Source organism: Georgenia soli (genome assembly GCF_002563695.1).
GTDB classification, from domain to species: domain Bacteria; phylum Actinomycetota; class Actinomycetes; order Actinomycetales; family Actinomycetaceae; genus Georgenia; species Georgenia soli.
In genome coordinates, this window is record NZ_PDJI01000003.1 from 14,093 (window position 1) to 31,040 (window position 16,948).

Here is a 16,948-nt window from a genome sequence, read left to right on the forward strand (position 1 = left end):
CCCCTGCTGAACGGTCGTGTCGTTCAGCATGTGTCGCGACACCTAAGCATCGAGACCGGGCTGCAGCACAGCTAGGTTCTCGCGCGCACTGGGTCGCGTGATCGTCGACGACCATCGCCGGTGGCCATCTGAGACCAACGCCCTCTTCCCAGCAGTGACTGCCGAGGACTTGACGCAAGCCCTGACTCCATGAACTATTGCGAGTCAGCAGTTGGCACATTAATATCTATGCAGTGAGTCTCCATGCACTGTTGCGTGGAGAGCCCCCCACCCCCATGCAGCGACGTCGCTGTGCAACGAGGAGGAATCATGAGTCGAGGACGACTTCGCAAGACGATGGCCGCTCCGCTCGTCGGTGGCCTTGCCCTGATGCTCACGGCTTGCTCCAACGGTGCTGGTGCGGCACCTGGAGATGGTGGCGATGAGATCGTCATCGGCGCCTCGGTCGCCGATCAGAAGTCTCTGTTCTACGTGGCCGCCGCTCAGGGGATGGAGGCCGCCGCGGAGGAGCTTGGCGTTGAGCTGCGCCTCACCTCCGCGAACAACGACTCAGCTCAGCAGGTCAAGCAGATCAACGACCTCATCACGCAGCAGATCGACGCCCTCGTGTTCATCTCACAGGACTCGACCGCCGCAGCGTCGGGTGTCGCCGCAGCCAACGCTGCCGACGTGCCCGTCTACGCCGTGGACCAGCGCCCTGAGGACGGCTCGGGCGATCTTGCAACTTACATCGCGACCGACAGCGTGAAGGCCGCCCGGGACCTCTGCACGTGGATGTTCGACCAGATGGGCGGGTCCGGCAAGATCGCCATCATCCGTGGCGTGCTGGGATCGACAGCCGAGATTCAGCGCACCCAGGGCTGCAACGAAGCACTCGAGGAGTATCCCGACATCGAAGTCGTTGCCGAGGACGCTGCAAACTGGGATGAGACCGAGGCCTACGGGGCAGCGCAGAACATGCTTGCCGCCAACCCGGACCTCGATGCCTTCTTCGCCGAGAGCGACGCGATGGCGATGGGTGCTGCCAAGGCAGCTCAGCAGGCCGGTCGCCACGAGGGGATGTACTTCGTGGGCATCGACGGTTTCCCGACGATGTTCGACGCCGTCTCTGAGGGTCTTGTGCAGGCGACCATGGCTCAGCAGCCGTACGCGATGGGCAAGCTCGCAGTCGAGCAGGCGGTGGCCCAGCTCAAGGGCGAGGGTGACGAACTCGAGCCTGAGCAGTACCAGGACACCGTCCTCATCACCAGCGAGAACGTCGACACCGAGGACGTGAAGGACTACTACGGCCCCGACGCCAAGCGATCGAACTGAGCCGTGGGATCTGGAGTCAACGACGTGGACACAGCATCTGGGTCGGGTCTGGTTTGCTCCCAGATAAGCAAGGCGTACTCGGGCGTCACGGTTCTGAAGAGCGTGGACTTCCACCTGCCGCCCAGCTCGGTGGTCGGACTCATCGGCGAGAACGGGGCCGGTAAGTCCACGCTGAGCTCGATCATCACGGGCGTTGTGCAGCCGACCGCAGGCGCAATGACACTGGATGGCGAGCCATACAACCCACTGCAGCCGGCCGATGCCCTGCATAGGGGCGTCGCGCTCATCCATCAGGAAATCCGTCTGCTGCCCGAGCTGTCGGTCGCTGAGAACATCTTCCTGGGCCGACTCCCTCTCAAGGGCGGCCGTCTCGACCGGCGCGCGATCCACGCGGAAGCGCAGGAGCTCCTGCACCGGCTCGGGGTCGACCTCGATCCAGATCGGCCCGTCCGGGGACTACCGATCGCGACGCAGCACGGGATCGAGATCGCCAAAGCGATCAGCCGCAAGCCGCGGTACGTGGTGTTCGATGAGCCGTCCGCCTCTCTCGGGGAGTCCGAGACCGCGAAGGTCATCGAACAGATCCGGGCGCTTCGCGAGTACGGCTCCGGCGTCGTCTATATCTCGCACCGCCTGGACGAAGTCCGTGAGGTCGCAGACAGCATCGTCTGCCTGCGTGACGGCGCCCGGGTCGCGAGCTGGGACACGGGTAACGTTGCCAAGTCCGATCTTGTCAACGCCATGGTCGGCCGCGAGTTCACCCACGAGCACCAGGCACCGATCCCATCGCGTGATGAGGTAGTGCTGCAGGTGCGAGACCTTCGGCGCGACGGCGCTTTCGAGGGGCTGACCTTCGATGTGCGCGCAGGCGAGGTCTTGGGGTTCGCCGGCCTGGTTGGTGCGGGGCGCACCGAGGTCGTGCGCGCAGTGGCGGGCATGGACCGTGCCGACGCTGGCGAGGTGCGGGTCCGCGGCGACCTGATACCCAGCGGTAAGCCGGAAGCCGCGATCAAGGCCGGCGTCGTCCTCGTACCTGAGGACCGCAAGAATCAGGGACTGAATCTGCCGCGCTCCGCGGCAGAGAACATGGTCCTGCCTTGGGAGAAGCAGCTCACACGCCGTGGGATCGTCACTAAGAGCACCGTGGCCGAGGTTGCCGAGGTGAAGCGCAAGGAGTTCGACATCCGTGGTCGGATGGAACTTCCCGTCAAGTCGATGTCAGGCGGTAACCAGCAGAAGGTCCTGCTGGCGAAGTGGCTCCTGCGCGAACCGACGGTTTTCATCATCGACGAACCCACCCGAGGCGTCGACGTCGGCGCAAAGTCGGCCATCTACGAGATCATCCACGACCTTGCTGCCCGCGGGGCTGCGGTGATCGTCGTCTCCTCGGAGCTCGAGGAGGTTCTGGGGCTCTCCCACCGAGTCCTCGTCATGTCCGGTGGCCGCCAGCAAGGGATCCTTCCTCGAGAAGAAGCCACCCCACAGGCTGTTATCGCCCTCGCCTTCGGATCCGACCCCGCTGACGACCACCGCGGCGACACTGCCGCACTGTCCGCCCACGCGTAAGTCAGGGACCCAACAATGACTATTGACTTCAAGACGCCTAAGACCGCCACAGAGGGCGCCCGACAGCAGAGTAGGGGCCCGTCAGAGCCCGAGGGCGCTGGCCAGCACGCGCTGCGCCTGGCCAGGATGATTCCCGGACCAGTCGTGGGGCTTCTTGCCATCTTCGTGGCTCTGTCCTTCCTCTCGCCCTACTTCCTGACCAGCCGCAACTTGCTCAACTTGGTCAGTCAGGTTTCCGACATCGGCATCATGGCCGTCGGTGCCTGCCTGGTGATCATCATCGGCGGTATCGACCTGTCGGTCGGGTCTACAGTCGCCTTCAGCCTCATGGTCAACGCCTACCTCTACAAGGAGGCTGGCCTGCCGTTCACGGTGGCTGTACTGATCGGCCTCGCGACGGGCGCCCTGGTCGGACTCATCAACGGCGTGCTCACCACTTATGGTCGGATCCAGGCATTCGTCGCGACCTTGGCCACCATGTCGGCGGCGGCGGGACTTGCCCTCTACATCACGAACGGCAACCCCATCACCGGGTTCCCGGACTGGTATAAGTGGCTCACCAACGGAAGCATCCTCGGCATTCCTGTCGAAGGCATCCTTCTGGTTGCTGTGTACGGGGCTGCGGCATTCTGGCTGCGCTACCGCCCGAGCGGGCGCGCCCTCTACGCCATTGGCGGGAATGAGGAGGTCGCGCGCCTGTCCGGAATCAAGGTGCGGTCCTTGAAGATTCGGGTGTACGTCCTCGCCGGCTTCCTTGCCGCCCTGGGGGGTCTGCTTGTCGGGTCAAGACTGAACTCGGCACAGCCGTCTGCGGGCACCGGTGACCTCCTCGACGTCATCGCTGTTGTCGTTATCGGTGGTGCGAGCCTGGCTGGGGGGTCCGGAACGATGCTTGGCACCTTCACCGGTCTGCTGATCATCGGCACGCTTAACAACGGCATGTCTCTGTTGAACGTCTCCCCCAACCTGCAGCCTGTGATCATCGGGGCTGCGATCATCGTCGCTGTCCTAACCGACCGTAAGGGCATTCGGACCCGGTCCCAGTGATCAACAGCCCCCGCAGACATCTCCAAGGGCGTCTGCGGGGGCTCACAGAAGGAGACGGATCGCAGAATGGCCCCACGAGAGCCGGACGACGGCGTTCGGACGATGAGCCAGGTCGCACGCCTGTATCACGTTCATGGCAAGCGCCAGCGCGAGATCGCAGACCGACTAGGAATGTCGCAAGCACGCGTCTCGAGGCTGCTCCAGCAGGCTGAACAGCGCGGTTTGGTCCATACGGTTCTTGTGCCTCCCGAGGGGCTACACCCTGAGCTGGAGGAAGGCCTCGAACTCGCCTACGGGCTCGTCGAGGCGCACGTCGTGGGACTTCCATCCGCTGACGACCCCGGTCTTGCGCTTGCGGGGGCTGCTGCTCGGTATCTTGCCGGAGCTTCGTTGGACGGGGCGACGATCGGGTACACGTCGTGGAGCTCGACTCTGCGGTCGATGGTCCGTCAGATGGACCGCATCCCCCGCTCGCCCGTCAAGAGGGTCGTGGAGACGCTGGGCGATCTTGGTCCACCGATCCTGCAGCATGAAGCTGCTCGGGCGACCCAGAGGCTGGCGGGCCTTATCGATGCCGAACCGGTCTTTCTCCGCGCACCTGGGGTGTTCAGCCGCCGCGATCTACGCGACGCGGCGCTGCAGGACAGCCATGTCCGCGAAGCTCTCGAGCAGCTCAACGAACTTGACGTCGTCTTCCTTGGCGTGGGGCCGGCTGACTTCCACGGGCCGTTGCAGGAGGGAGCCAACTTCTTCACGGCGAGCCAGCTCGCGCAGGTACGCAAGGCCGGTGCCGTCGGTCAGCTCAACCAGCGGTTCCTCGATGCGCAGGGCCAACCACTCACCACGGATCTGGACGACCTGGTCATCGGCATCACTCTTGATCAGCTGCGTTCGGCCCGTCGACGGATCGTGGTGACCGGCGGGCTGTCAAAACATCAGGCTCTTCTCGCTGCCCTGCGCGGACGGTGGGTCGACGTTCTTCTGACTGATGTAACAACGGCTCGGTTCTTGCTGCAGCGGGCCTCAGGTGATGTCGTCGCCGAGGCTCGTGAGGTGATCAGCGCCCTGCCCGAGGAAGCACCTCGCTGACGTTGGGGCCGGACGGCCCGTGCTCAGGCGCGTTTCGCAATCCGCTCAGCGGTCTGGGCGTCGGTGACGAAGACGTCGACCCAGCCGCCACGGAGCGCGGCCTTGATCGCATCAAGCTTCCGCTCACCACCTGCTACGGCCCAACGGCGCCGGGCTCTCTTGAGCTGGTCCGGTGAGATTCCGATGACCAGGTCGTCTAAGTCGCTCGCGATGTGGTTTCCGTCCTCGTCGATAAAGCGAAGGCACACCTCGCCCACAGCACCTTGGGCGCGAATATTCGCGAGTTGCCGCTCGGTGAAGTAGTTGTCCCCCGCCTTGAGCCAGGGAGCGACATCGACAGAACCGATGCCTACCAGCGCGATATCCACGTCATCGAGCATCTCCAACGCCTGGCGGGCGTACGGGTCCTGAGCGAGAAGCGCCTCGCGGATCTGAGGACTCGCCACGACTCCTGGCGTACGCAGAAACACCGGCCGCCCGCCCGAGAGTGACGCGAGGCGCTGGGTCGACCGGGCCGCCTCATGCTGAAGAAGTGGCGGGCCGAGGTCGCCGAGTGTCTCGACCACGTAGCCGGTATCGCTGTGGAGGACCTGCAGGGCATCAACGGCCTGCCGCAACGTCTGACTCCACGAGGTGAAGGCGATGACTGGCGCGGCGGTGGTCAGTTCTGAGAGAAGGAAGGCGGTCGCATGCCCGAGGTCACGGGCTAGCTCAACCTCGTCGTTCGCGACCGCGTCGACTACGTGGACCTCCGCGACGCCGTACTCGAGCTCGACCGCTTCTTCCAGCTCAGCGTGCAAGCCCTGAGGTACCGACACCACGGTTCGCACGATGCCTGCGTCTTCGGCCTGCTGAAGGAGCCTCGAGACGCGGGACTGCGAGATCCGCAGTCGTTCACCAATCTCGGTCTGCCGCATTCCACGCGTGTGGTACAGCCTCGCGACCTTGGTCATCATGCGCAGCTGGTCCAGATGCTCCACCTAAGTCCTCATTGTCTCGGTCACCTGGGGGGCAGGCGTTTTGGTCATGTCGTGAACGTTGCGTAAGCGAAGCGAGTCTGGCACACCCGGCAACTCCTGCTGGGAAGCCTCGCAGACTTGCAGGGCCTAACAGTTCAAGGTTAGAATATTAATGCACCGACTGCATGAACGCCACAGATGGCCGGTCGCCCCTCCAAGGATGGAGAACACATATGGCTGAGGTTGAGGTCCTGCTGCCCCAGTGGGGCATGGGTATGAGCGAAGGCACCATCACCGCCTGGCTGAAGAACGTCGGCGAGGCGGTCACCGAAGACGAAGACCTCGCAGAGATCGAGGCCGAGAAGGTCGAGGAATGCCTCGAGGCCCCCGCCACCGGCATCCTCACCAAGATCCTCGTCCAGACCGGGGAGACCGTCGAGGTCCGCACCCCGATCGCCATCATCGAAACCGATTAATCCCTACTCCACCGGAAGAACGCCATGACTCCCAACGCGTCAGCAACGCACAAGAACTCGAGGACGCCGGACCAGTACGACGTTCTGGTCATAGGCGCGGGCATCAACGGCGTCGGCGTCGCCCAGGACGCCACCCTGCGGGGTTTGCGGGTTCTTCTGATCGAGCAGGACGACATCTGCTCTGGCGTCTCCGCGTGGTCGGGTCGCTTGATCCATGGCGGCTTCCGGTACCTGGAGCACTACGACATCCCTCTCGTGCGCGAGTCTCTGCGCGAGCGTGAGCGACTCTTCCGCCTGGCTCCGCACCTGGTGAAGCCGGTACGGCTGGTCATGCCGTTCTACAAGCACAACCGTCGCCCCTCCTGGCTCATCCGTCTCGGGATGCTGGCGTACGACGTTCTTTCGTTCGACAAGAAGTCGCCATGGCACGAGGTCCTCAACACCACACGGCTGCAGGAACGGTTCCGTGGCATCGGCCGCGACGGCCTCGGTGGCGCAGGGGTGTTCACGGACGGTCAGGTGGAGCTCGCCGAGCGGCTGTGCGTGGAGATCGCCGTGGATGCCGTGGCCGGCGGCGCCGACTTTCGAACGCACACCCGCGTGGATGGCCCGCTTGTCGAGGCTGGGCAGGTGGTGGGCGTGCGGTGGACGGACCAGCTCACCGGCGAGACCGGAGAGTCCCGAGCAGCAGTGGTAGTCAACGCGGCCGGACCGTGGATCGACCAGGTCCTCGCCGGCACCGAGTCTCCCCAGCCACGTCTGGGCGGTGGAACCAAGGGTAGTCACCTCATCGTCGACCCTTTCCCCGGAGCCCCCGACGATGTCGTCTATTACGAATCTCGCCGCGACGGCCGCCTCGTCCTCGTGATCCCGTGGTACGGGCGCTACATGATCGGCACCACGGACATACGGTTCGAGGGTGACCCCGTGGACGCGCGTTGCGATATCGGTGAAGCCGAGTACCTCCTCAGCGAGGTGAACAGTCTCATCCCGGAAGCGGGACTGACGATGGATGATGTGCTCTACACGTTCAGCGGAGTACGCCCATTGCCGTATGCGCCCGGCGTCCCGGAGTCCAAGGTTCCTCGCTCTCATGTGCTGCATGACCATGCCGGCAGCGGCTTGCCGGGCCTTGTGACCGTGGTTGGCGGCAAGTTGACGACGTACCGGCAGCTCGCCCAGGACGTGGTCGAGGACGTCTTCCGTCGTCTCGGCAGGAAGGCTCCCCCGTGCCAGACGAAGAAACGCGCTTTCCCTGGTGCGCGTCCTCGCCGTGAGCCGGAGAAGTGGTCTGCTGGAGCGCCTGAGCAGGTGGTGCGCCGCCTGAGAAAGTTCTACGGAACACGGGCTGCTGATGTGTGGGCGTTGGCTGCGGCGAAGCCTGCACTCGGTGAGGTGATCGACCCGTCGACCGGACTGACCGCGGCGGAGTTGGTCTTCGCGGTAGAGGTGGACCTGGCTGCGACCCTTACGGACGTGCTGGCGCGCCGAGTCCTTCTCGCTTTTGAACCGGGTCATGGCCTGGACATCGCTGCTCGCGCGGCTGACGTGCTCGGAGAGCATCTCGGATGGGATCTTGAGCGCCGCGTCGACGAGTTCGACGGATACCGCCGGTGGCTCGATCGGCTTGCGGTTCCGAACCCCGACGGACCTCGGTCCGAGAGTTTCGGAGCCGAGGCAGTGGAGAGTCGTTGACCTTGCTGGAACTGTCGACGCCGGCAGGACCGGCTGCACTGCTGCCGACCGCTGGCCAACTTCAGGTCATTCATGGGCCCGACAATCTGTCTCCGCGTGTCGATATCGGGATCGGCCCGGCACTGCTTGCAGCAGCGTCGCGCAGCACTCGTGCTGGTTGGATGCGCATCTACCGACCGGCGGCGACCGTCGCGTTCAGCCGTCGGGACACGTTAAGCCCGGGGTTCCCCGCCGCGGTGGAACTGGCTCAGAACCATAGCTTCGAACCGGTGCTTCGGGCACCGGGCGGCCGGGCCGCCGCCTACCACGGCGGTGCGCTGTGCCTGGATCTTGTGGTGTCGGCAGATGATCCGACGTCGGCAGCGATGCGGCGGTTCGAGGACCTCTCAGCTCTGCTCGTTGGTGCGTTGCAGAGCCTGGGCGTGGACGCGCAGGTCGGTGAGTTGCCGGCCGAGTACTGCCCTGGTCGCTTCAGCGTGCACGCGCAAGGTATGAAGCTGGTCGGGTCGGCTCAGCGACTCGCCAAGTCTGCGTGGCTCCTGGGCGCCGTGATACTCGTCGAGGGCGGCGATCCGGTTCGCAATGTGATCACTGATGTCTATCGTGCGCTTGACCAACCACTGGACGTACGGACCGTAGGGGCGCTCGAGGACCTTGTAGGCGGTGTCAGCGTCGAGGACGTCGAGTCGGCACTGTGGGCGCAGTTCGAACGGCACGCGATTCCCCTTACGGAGTCCCCAACACTTCCATGGCTTCATGAACGGGCCGCTGCAGCGGCCTTCGACCACCCCGCTCTACCAGCACGGGCCTCCGCCCAAATGAGCCTTGGCGGCAGTCCGGTTCGAGTCTGACCGCCATTAGGTCAGAACCGTTCTAAGCGATGCGGCGGCGTTGACAACGTGGCCTCGCACACCCATTATCGGCATATCTACCGGCCTTGTGAATTGATACGCACACCGTTGTGTGCACGACCGCCGAGGGCACGCAGTGGTGCCGGCATCTCGCCGCCCCACCAGTCCGCGGCACGGAAAGGACTGTGATGAGTGCATCTACGCTCAGCGGCATCGGCGAGATCCACAAACTCCTCGCAAAGTGGGATCCGGAGGGCGTACTTGTCCCTCTCGAGCTGTCCGAGCTGCGGGTCGGACGCGGAACCATCGACACGCTCGTGGACGCCGTTCAGTCAGCCTTGCGGGTGCACTCCCTTGAGGGCGCGTCACAGACCGTGGCCCTCGTCGCAGACACCACGGTGATCACCCGGAGCGGGTCAGACCTCAAGGTGCGGGTGCGCCGCCAGCTTGGGGAGGTCTACGACGTGCGGGACGTGATCCTTAGTGACGGCCATGCCGTGCTGCATGTCACTGAGGACGTGCTGGAGCAGGCCACGCAGGCGATCCGTGGCGTGCAGGCGGTCGTCGCGGTTGGTGGAGGGACCATCAGCGACATCGGCAAGCTCGCGGCTGCACGTGCCGGGGTGCCTGCCGTGGTGATTGTGCAGACAGCGGCATCGGTGGATGGCTTCACGGACAACGTCTCCGTCGTGCTTCGAGACGGCGTCAAGCGGACCGTCCCATCGCGGTGGCCCGACGTGGTCATCGCCGATGCTGAGACGATCGCGGAGGCTCCGGAGGCGATGAACCGCGCAGGTTATGGCGAGATGACGTCGATGTTCACGGCGCCTGCGGATTGGCGTTTGGCAAGCATGCTCGGGACGGACCAATCGTTTCACCGCGGACCGATCGCCATCATGGAGGCGATTGCGGGAACGATCGATGAGTGGTCGTCCGGGCTGCGACAAGCAGATCTGCGCGCAGTCGAAGGGCTGGCCCTCGCGCTTGACGTCCGCGGCATCGCAACCGGTGTCGCCGGCACGACCGCGTGCCTGTCCGGCGTCGAGCACGTGGTGAGCCACATGCTCGACCTGCACCAAGGCGCCAAGGGCTCGCCGATCGGCCTTCACGGCGCACAGGTCGGTGTCGCCGCTGTTGTGGCGGCCACTGCGTGGGAGATGCTCTTTGAGCGGATGGCGGCCGGACGGGCCCACATCCAAGATGCCGCCTTCGACGTAGCTGCCGCCGAGGACCGTGTCCGAGAGGCCTTCTCACACCTCGACGGGCGTATCGCTGAGGAGTGCTGGGCTGACTACTCCCAGAAACTCTCGGTGCTGGCCTCGAACCGTGACCGGATCGAAGACCTGATCTCCTGGTGGCCGGCGCACGAACGAGAACTGCGATCCCTGGTCCGGCCGGCGGCCCAGATTGCCGACGGGCTACGGGAGGCAGGAAGCCCGGTCGACTTCAGCGATCTCGTTCCCAACATCACCCCCGAGCTGGCTCGCTGGGCGGTTGAGTCCTGCGCACTGATGCGTAACCGGGTCAACGTGATTGACCTACTGACACTCCTCGGTTGGTGGACCCCTGCAGACGTGGACGAGGTCCTGCAGCGTGCCGCTCAGCACGCTGCCGGCGAACTGGCCGTGGTGATCTGATCATGCAGCGCGACTACGTGATCGGCGTCGACTGCTCAACGACGGCGGCCAAGGCCGTGGTGTGGGACGCCTCCGGCACCGCGGTGTCGCAGGCACGTTTCAGCTTCGACCTGACCCACCCACGGCCCGGCTGGGGTGAGCAGGACGCCGAAGACTGGTGGTCGGCAACAGCAGCAGCGGTGCGCCGCGCAGTTCAGACGGTCGACGCTTCACGAGTAGCCGCCATGTGTGTGACGCACCAGCGCGAGACCTTTGTCTGCGTCGACTCCGGCGGCCGCCCACTGCGGCCAGCGATGCTTTGGATGGACACGCGAGCGGTCTCTGAGGTGGAAGAGCACGGCTCTGAGGACGTACACAAGACAACTGGCAAACCACCGAACCCCACGCCGGCTTGGTACAAGCTCCTGTGGCTGCGCCGTCACGAGCCAGAGACTCTCTTGCGGGCTGCAGTGATCACGGACGTGCAGGGATTCCTTGTCCACCGACTCACTGGTCACTGGGCAACCTCATGGGCCAGCGCGGACCCGCTCGGCCTGGTCGACATGACGACTCAGGACTACCACGACACTCTTCTCGACGCGGCCGGCATCGCGCGAGAACAACTCCCCGAGCTGCATGCACCTGGGGCGGTCCTGGGCGAGCTCAGCAGCGAGGTCGCGCAGAGCCTCGGTCTGCCAAGCAATGTGCCGGTCGTCGCCGGCGTGGGCGACGGTCAGTCAGCGCAGCTGGGGGCCGGGATCACGGCACCCGGAGCGGCATACCTGAATCTCGGCTCAGGCATCGTCTCGGGCACGTACAGCCCCAACTACACCTACGGCATCGAGTACCGAACACTGTTCGCGGCTGTTCCGGGTGCATACACCCTGGAGACGTTCATCGGCGGTGGGACACACAACCTGACCTGGTTCGTGGACCGGTTCGCCGGCGTAGACACCCGCGCGCTCGGTCTACCGCTCGCGCCCGAGCAGATCCTCGAAACGGCGGCCGCATCACTCCCCCCCGGATCCGACGGCCTCATCGCCTTGCCCTACTGGACCGGAGCGCTGACACCGTACTGGGACCATCACGCGCGCGGCGCCCTGATCGGACTGACCGGGGCACACGGCAAGGCACACATGTACCGGGCACTTCTCGAAGGGCTCGCGTTCGAGCAGCGACTACTCACCGACGGGGCCGAGCGCGCGACCGGCGATCCGATACGGGCGGTCCTAACCATGGGAGGCGGGTCCCGCAGCGGGGTGTGGTGCCAAATTTTGGCCGATGTCATGCAGCGCCAGGTCGACGTGGTGCGCGAGCCAGAAAGCACCTGCCTTGGCGCAGGCATGCTGGCCGCCGCCGCGGTCGGACTTCACTCCAGCATTCCCGAGGCCGCAGCCGCGATGAGCGGCACCCGGGCGGCTTACGAACCAAACTCCGCACGCGCGTCCCGGTACGAGGAGCTGTACGAGGTCTATCGCGAGATCTACCCCGCACTCCGTGACGTGTACCGGCGCCTGTCCTCGGTGGCTCAGCGATGAGCGCGCAACCTGGCCTGGCGCCCGCGACGGTGCGTACGTACGGCGGGTACCTGTTCGACCTCGACGGGACGATCTACCTGGGCGACGAACTGCTCCCAGGAGCCTCCGAGCTCATCACCCGCCTTCGCGCAGCTGGACGCCAGACCTTGTTCCTGTCCAACAACCCCACGCGCGATCCCGAGATGTATGCGGCCAAGCTCGCCAAGCTCGGGATACCGACACCTGTCAGCCATGTTGTGAACCCGCTCGTGACGATGACCGACTGGCTACTTCGCCATGCCCCAGGGGCGGGCGTCTTCGTGATCGGTGAGGAACCCCTGCAGCGCGCCATCGCCGCGGCAGGGTTCCGGCTGACCGACGATCCCAGACAGATTGACGTTGTTGTCGCGAGCTATGACAGGGCCTTCGACTACCGGAAGCTTCAGATTGCATTCGATGCGCTGTGGCAGCACCGCCGCGCACGTCTTGTCACCACCAATCCTGACGCTTACTGCCCCCTTCCCGGTGGCCGGGGGGAGCCTGACGCAGCGGCCGTCGTCGCTGCAATCGAGGCATGCACGGGCACGCGCTGCCAAGTCAATGTGGGTAAGCCCAGCCCTCTCATGCTCCATACCGCCTTGAGGGTTCTCGGCCTTGAGGCCACCGACTGCGTCATGGTCGGCGACCGCCTCTACACCGACATCGCCATGGCGGTGGACGCGGGCATCGACTCGGCACTCGTGCTCACGGGAGAGAGCACCCGGGAGACGGTCGAAGATGCGCCCGCAGACCGGCGTCCGACGTACGTCCTTGAACGCATCGACGAGCTCCTTCAACCGCTGCAGGGATCGCTCGAAGACAGCCCGGCGGCCGCCGGTGCTGGACGCCCGACGACCGTCTAGGTTATGTTCAGTCATCCACTGAATGTTTACCCAAGGGAGGGTGGTCATGGGTCTAGCGCCAGAGGTGCTGCTCGAGATGCAGCGACGGATGCTCCGCATCCGCGGATTCGATGAGCGCGCGTCGAAGATGGTCAAGCGCGGCTTCATCCCGGGGACGGTGCACACCTCGATCGGGCAAGAGGCTCAGGTCGTGGGCGCGTGCATGGCTCTCGGCGAGTCCGACTACATGACGGGGAACCACCGTTCGCACGGCCACCCGATCGGGAAGGGCTCTCCGCTTGGTCCGCTGATGGCTGAGCTTGTCGGCAAGTCCGGCGGTGTCTGCGGCGGCAAGGGTGGGTCGTTGCACCTTGCGGACTTCTCGGTGGGCTCGCTCGGCGAGTCGGGCATCGTGGGGTCATCGATCCCGATTGCGGTGGGTGCCGGTCTTTCTGCGAGCGTTCTCGGCAACAAGCGCGTTTCGCTGGCTTTCTTCGGCGATGGTGCCGCTAATCAGGGGTGCCTGTACGAGGGTATGAACCTCGCTGGCGTGTGGAAGTTGCCCGTGGTGTTCCTGTGCGAGAACAACCAGTACGCCCTGTCTACCCCTGCCCACACCGTTACCTCCGGAGTGATTGCCGAGCGTGCCGCTGGGTTCGGCATGCCCGGAGTCCGGGTGGAGGACGGTCAGGACGTGCTCGCCGTGTACGAGGCGGTCAACACTGCGGTGGAGCGGGCGCGGGCTGGTGAGGGGCCCTCCCTGGTGGAGGTTGTGACCTACCGGTTCCACGAGCACTCCGAGGGCCTACGACTGGGAACTGACTACCGGGACGCCGAGGAGAAGGCGGCGTGGCTGCAGCGTGACCCGATCGTCCTCTTCCGCCGTTGGCTCGCCGAGAACGGGGTGGCCTCCGACGCCGAGCTTGATGCTCTTGAGGCCGAGGTTGCCGCGGAGGTGGACGCCGCCGAGGCGTTCGCCAAGGACTCGCCCTACCCCGACCCGGCGATGGCGTTCGCCGACCTGTACACCGAGCCGGTGCCAATTCGCGGCGCCGTTGAGCTGATCGGAGCACCCGCATGACGGTCATGAGCTACCTGGGCGCCATCGGAGCGGCCCAGCGTGAAGCGATGGAAGCCGACGAGCGAGTCGTCATCATCGGAGAAGACGTCGAGGCCAACGTCTATGGCACCACGGGTGCCGGCAAGTCCCGTCGGGACAAGGGCGACTTCCTGGAGATGTTCGGACGTAACCGGATCCGCAACACGCCGATCTCTGAAGAGGTCATCGTGGGCGCCGCCGCAGGTGCGGCGATGACGGGCCTGCGCCCGATCGTTGACCTCTCCTATTCGTCGTTCCTGTACATGGCGATGGACCAGTTCGTAAACCAGGTCGCCAAGAACCGGTACATGTTCGGCGGTCAGGCCTCGCTGCCGGTGGTGTTCCGTTCGGCGATGTTCTACGGCCTGAACACTGGCGCACACCACTCCGACCGGCCATACCCCATGTTTATGAATGTCCCGGGCCTGAAGATCATCGCTCCCGCCTCACCCAGCGACGCGAAGGGCCTGCTGCGCTCCGCCGTGGACTCTGAGGACCCGGTGCTCACCTTCGAGGCGTGCCCGCTGTGGGGCATGAAGGAGGAGGTTGACGAAGCGGAGTACCGCATCCCGCTTGGGGTGGCCCGCACCGTCCGTCCGGGAAGTGACGTGACGGTCGTCGCCATCTCTTCAGCCGTGCCGGAGGCAGTTCGCGCGGCCGACGCCCTGGCGGAGGACGGCATCTCGGTGGAGGTCATCGACCCCCGCACGCTCGTCCCCCTGGACACAGATGCCGTGCTGGAGTCGGTAGCCCGGACCGGCCGGCTCGTCGTGGCCGATCCGGCACACCGCACATGCTCGGCCGCGGCGGAGATTTCCGCGGTCGTGGCGGAGGACGCGTTCGACGCCCTCAAGGCGCCCATCGTCCGAGTCACGACACCTGACACCCAGATCCCGTTCAGCCCGGCTCTTGAGAAGCAGCTTTACCCCAACAGGGACAACATCGCCGCCGCCGTGCGGCGCGTGCTCGGCTGACCAACACAACGAGAAAGAAGGAACGATCACATGGCTGAAGTTGAGGTCCTGCTGCCCCAGTGGGGCATGGGCATGAGCGAAGGCACCATCACCGCCTGGCTGAAGAACGTCGGCGACGCGGTCACCGAAGACGAAGACCTCGCAGAGATCGAGGCCGAGAAGGTCGAGGAATGCCTCGAGGCCCCCGCCACCGGCATCCTCACCAAGATCCTCGTCCAGACCGGAGAGACCGTCGAGGTCCGCACCCCGATCGCCATCATCGAAACCGAGTAGCGGTCGCCATCATCGAGATCGCATAGCCCACCAGTCCAACTGACGGAGAAGAACCATGACTCGCTACGTCCTCGCCATCGACGAAGGCTCATCCAGCGCCCGTGCGGTTCTGGTCGACCTCGACGGCCGGGTCGTGGCCGAGGCGCGCAATGAACTCCAGCTGCTCATGCCGCACCCGGGGTGGGTCGAGCTAGACCCGCTCGCGGTCTGGGACGCCGTTCACCGCAGCGTTCTCGCTGTCATGGACAGGACTGGTGCAACGGTGAGGGATCTTGTGGCGGTGGGCGTGACCACGCACCGAGAAACCGTCGTGGTCTGGGACCGGACGAGCGGACAGCCGGTGCACAACGCGATCATGTGGTCGTCGAAGCAGACCGACGGCATCGTGCAACGCTGGTCGTCACAGGGGCTCGATGAGGCTTTCCGCACCCGGACCGGGCTGCGCAATGATTCCTTCTTCACCGCAGCCAAGCTGGCGTGGTTGATGGAGAACGTCCCTGGAGCGCGCCAGCGCGCCGAAAGGGGCGAACTTGCCGCGGGAACGATCGACTCTTGGATCCTGTGGAACCTCACCGGCGGGCAGGTCCACCTGACCGACCACAGCGAGGCTTCACGCACCGCGCTGTTCAACCTGGCAAACCTCGAGTGGGATGAAGAGCTCTGCCGCGCATGCGGAATTCCCACCGAGCTCCTGGCGCCGGCAAGGCCCTCGGACAGCCACTTCGGCGAGGCCGCTGCCGCCGTGTTCGGCGGTCGCGGCGCCGGGGTCCCAATCACAGCAGTGCTCGGTGACCAGCAGGCCGGGATGATCGGCCAGGCCGGATTCGGAGCCGGCACCGCGAAGAACACCTACGGCACGACCGGAGTGCTCAGCGCCAACTGCGGCAGCCAACCGGTGCTGATCGACGGCCTGACCTCGAGCGTCCTGTGGACGCTCAACGGGCAGACCGCGTACCAGGCCGAAGGTGTGGCTTTCCACAGCGGTCAGACAGTGCAGTGGTTGCGGGACAAGCTGCGGCTGTTCGGTCCCGGCGATGACGTCGAGGCAATCGCAAGGAGCGTTCCCGACTCCGGCGGCGTGTACCTGGTGCCGGCCTTTGCGGGGATGTGTGCGCCGTGGTGGGCACGGAATGCTCGAGGCAGCGTTGTGGGCCTGACGTTGGAAACGTCCGCCGAGCATGTCGTGCGCGCGGGTCTGGAAGCGCTTGCGTACCAGACGCGGGACATCGTGGACGCGTTTGTCGCCGGCGGCATGAACGTCAGCGAACTGAAGGTTGACGGCGGTGCGGCCCGGAACAACCTGATGTGCCAGTTCCAGGCCGACATTCTCGGCATCCCCGTGGTGCGTCCCGTCGAGCTCGAGCGCACCGCTCTAGGAATCGCATACGTGGCCGGAGCTGGGGTTGGCGTGTGGAAGATCCCCGATGACGTGGAGGCGGGCTGGTCCGTCGACCGCGTCTTCGAACCACAGATGCCGGTTGACCGCCGCGAAGAACTTTACGTCGGATGGCTCGAAGCAATCAGCACCGTGGGTGCGCAACAGAAGACATCACAGACTCTTGAGGAGACACATCATGGCTTGGGGTAACCC

Annotated in this window: 15 protein-coding genes; 14 read left to right on the plus strand and 1 reads right to left on the minus strand. The window is 65.2% G+C overall.

Annotation, left to right across the window (positions count from 1 at the left end; genetic code table 11):
• Nucleotides 1-309: 309 nt before the first annotated feature.
• The 4 genes from ATJ97_RS00715 to ATJ97_RS00730 all read left to right on the plus strand — a co-directional run bounded on the left by ATJ97_RS00715 (nucleotide 310) and on the right by ATJ97_RS00730 (nucleotide 5,016).
• A complete protein-coding gene (locus ATJ97_RS00715; protein WP_170037001.1) occupies nucleotides 310-1,314 on the plus strand; it encodes a substrate-binding domain-containing protein in 1,005 nt (334 codons plus the stop codon).
• 102 nt (nucleotides 1,315-1,416) lie between these two features.
• A complete protein-coding gene (locus ATJ97_RS00720) occupies nucleotides 1,417-2,880 on the plus strand; it encodes a sugar ABC transporter ATP-binding protein (RefSeq protein ID WP_245861918.1) in 1,464 nt (487 codons plus the stop codon).
• Nucleotides 2,881-3,024: 144 nt separating this feature from the next.
• The gene (locus ATJ97_RS00725) at nucleotides 3,025-3,927 is read left to right on the plus strand and encodes an ABC transporter permease (RefSeq protein ID WP_245861921.1); all 903 of its coding nucleotides are present in this window, start codon (nucleotides 3,025-3,027) and stop codon (nucleotides 3,925-3,927) included.
• A 102-nt stretch (nucleotides 3,928-4,029) separates the two neighbouring features.
• Nucleotides 4,030-5,016, plus strand: a complete 987-nt coding sequence (locus ATJ97_RS00730) for a sugar-binding transcriptional regulator (protein WP_170037007.1) — start codon at nucleotides 4,030-4,032, stop codon at nucleotides 5,014-5,016.
• A gap of 23 nt (nucleotides 5,017-5,039) precedes the next feature.
• Here ATJ97_RS00730 and ATJ97_RS00735 read toward each other — a convergent pair whose 3' ends face one another.
• The gene (locus ATJ97_RS00735; RefSeq protein WP_098482106.1) at nucleotides 5,040-5,996 is read right to left on the minus strand and encodes a sugar-binding transcriptional regulator; all 957 of its coding nucleotides are present in this window, start codon (nucleotides 5,994-5,996) and stop codon (nucleotides 5,040-5,042) included.
• 212 nt (nucleotides 5,997-6,208) lie between these two features.
• Here ATJ97_RS00735 and ATJ97_RS00740 point away from each other — a divergent pair, with 212 nt between their 5' ends.
• From ATJ97_RS00740 to ATJ97_RS00785, 10 genes are all read left to right on the plus strand, one after another.
• Nucleotides 6,209-6,451, plus strand: a complete 243-nt coding sequence (locus tag ATJ97_RS00740) for a lipoyl domain-containing protein (RefSeq protein ID WP_098482107.1) — start codon at nucleotides 6,209-6,211, stop codon at nucleotides 6,449-6,451.
• Nucleotides 6,452-6,475: 24 nt separating this feature from the next.
• Nucleotides 6,476-8,146 carry a glycerol-3-phosphate dehydrogenase/oxidase gene (locus tag ATJ97_RS00745; RefSeq protein WP_098482108.1) on the plus strand — a complete coding sequence of 557 codons (1,671 nt, stop codon included), beginning with the start codon at nucleotides 6,476-6,478 and terminating at the stop codon, nucleotides 8,144-8,146.
• The gene (locus ATJ97_RS19335) at nucleotides 8,143-8,997 is read left to right on the plus strand and encodes a lipoate--protein ligase family protein (RefSeq protein WP_143426829.1); all 855 of its coding nucleotides are present in this window, start codon (nucleotides 8,143-8,145) and stop codon (nucleotides 8,995-8,997) included. The genes ATJ97_RS00745 and ATJ97_RS19335 overlap by 4 nt, the downstream gene beginning before the upstream one ends.
• 188 nt (nucleotides 8,998-9,185) lie before the next feature.
• On the plus strand, nucleotides 9,186-10,634 hold the full coding sequence (locus tag ATJ97_RS00755) for an iron-containing alcohol dehydrogenase (protein ID WP_098482110.1): 1,449 nt from the start codon (nucleotides 9,186-9,188) through the stop codon (nucleotides 10,632-10,634).
• Between the two features lie 2 nt (nucleotides 10,635-10,636).
• Nucleotides 10,637-12,151 carry a xylulokinase gene (locus ATJ97_RS00760; RefSeq protein ID WP_098482111.1) on the plus strand — a complete coding sequence of 505 codons (1,515 nt, stop codon included), beginning with the start codon at nucleotides 10,637-10,639 and terminating at the stop codon, nucleotides 12,149-12,151.
• On the plus strand, nucleotides 12,148-13,032 hold the full coding sequence (locus ATJ97_RS00765; protein WP_098482112.1) for an HAD-IIA family hydrolase: 885 nt from the start codon (nucleotides 12,148-12,150) through the stop codon (nucleotides 13,030-13,032). Before ATJ97_RS00760 ends, ATJ97_RS00765 begins: the two co-directional genes overlap by 4 nt.
• Nucleotides 13,033-13,078: 46 nt before the next feature.
• The gene (locus ATJ97_RS00770) at nucleotides 13,079-14,092 is read left to right on the plus strand and encodes a thiamine pyrophosphate-dependent dehydrogenase E1 component subunit alpha (protein WP_211286999.1); all 1,014 of its coding nucleotides are present in this window, start codon (nucleotides 13,079-13,081) and stop codon (nucleotides 14,090-14,092) included.
• Nucleotides 14,089-15,084 carry an alpha-ketoacid dehydrogenase subunit beta gene (locus tag ATJ97_RS00775; RefSeq protein ID WP_098482113.1) on the plus strand — a complete coding sequence of 332 codons (996 nt, stop codon included), beginning with the start codon at nucleotides 14,089-14,091 and terminating at the stop codon, nucleotides 15,082-15,084. The genes ATJ97_RS00770 and ATJ97_RS00775 overlap by 4 nt, the downstream gene beginning before the upstream one ends.
• Before the next feature lie 30 nt (nucleotides 15,085-15,114).
• Nucleotides 15,115-15,357, plus strand: a complete 243-nt coding sequence (locus ATJ97_RS00780) for a lipoyl domain-containing protein (RefSeq protein ID WP_098482114.1) — start codon at nucleotides 15,115-15,117, stop codon at nucleotides 15,355-15,357.
• Nucleotides 15,358-15,412: 55 nt separating this feature from the next.
• Nucleotides 15,413-16,945, plus strand: a complete 1,533-nt coding sequence (locus ATJ97_RS00785) for an FGGY family carbohydrate kinase (RefSeq protein ID WP_098482115.1) — start codon at nucleotides 15,413-15,415, stop codon at nucleotides 16,943-16,945.
• The last annotated feature ends 3 nt before the right edge of the window (nucleotides 16,946-16,948 follow it).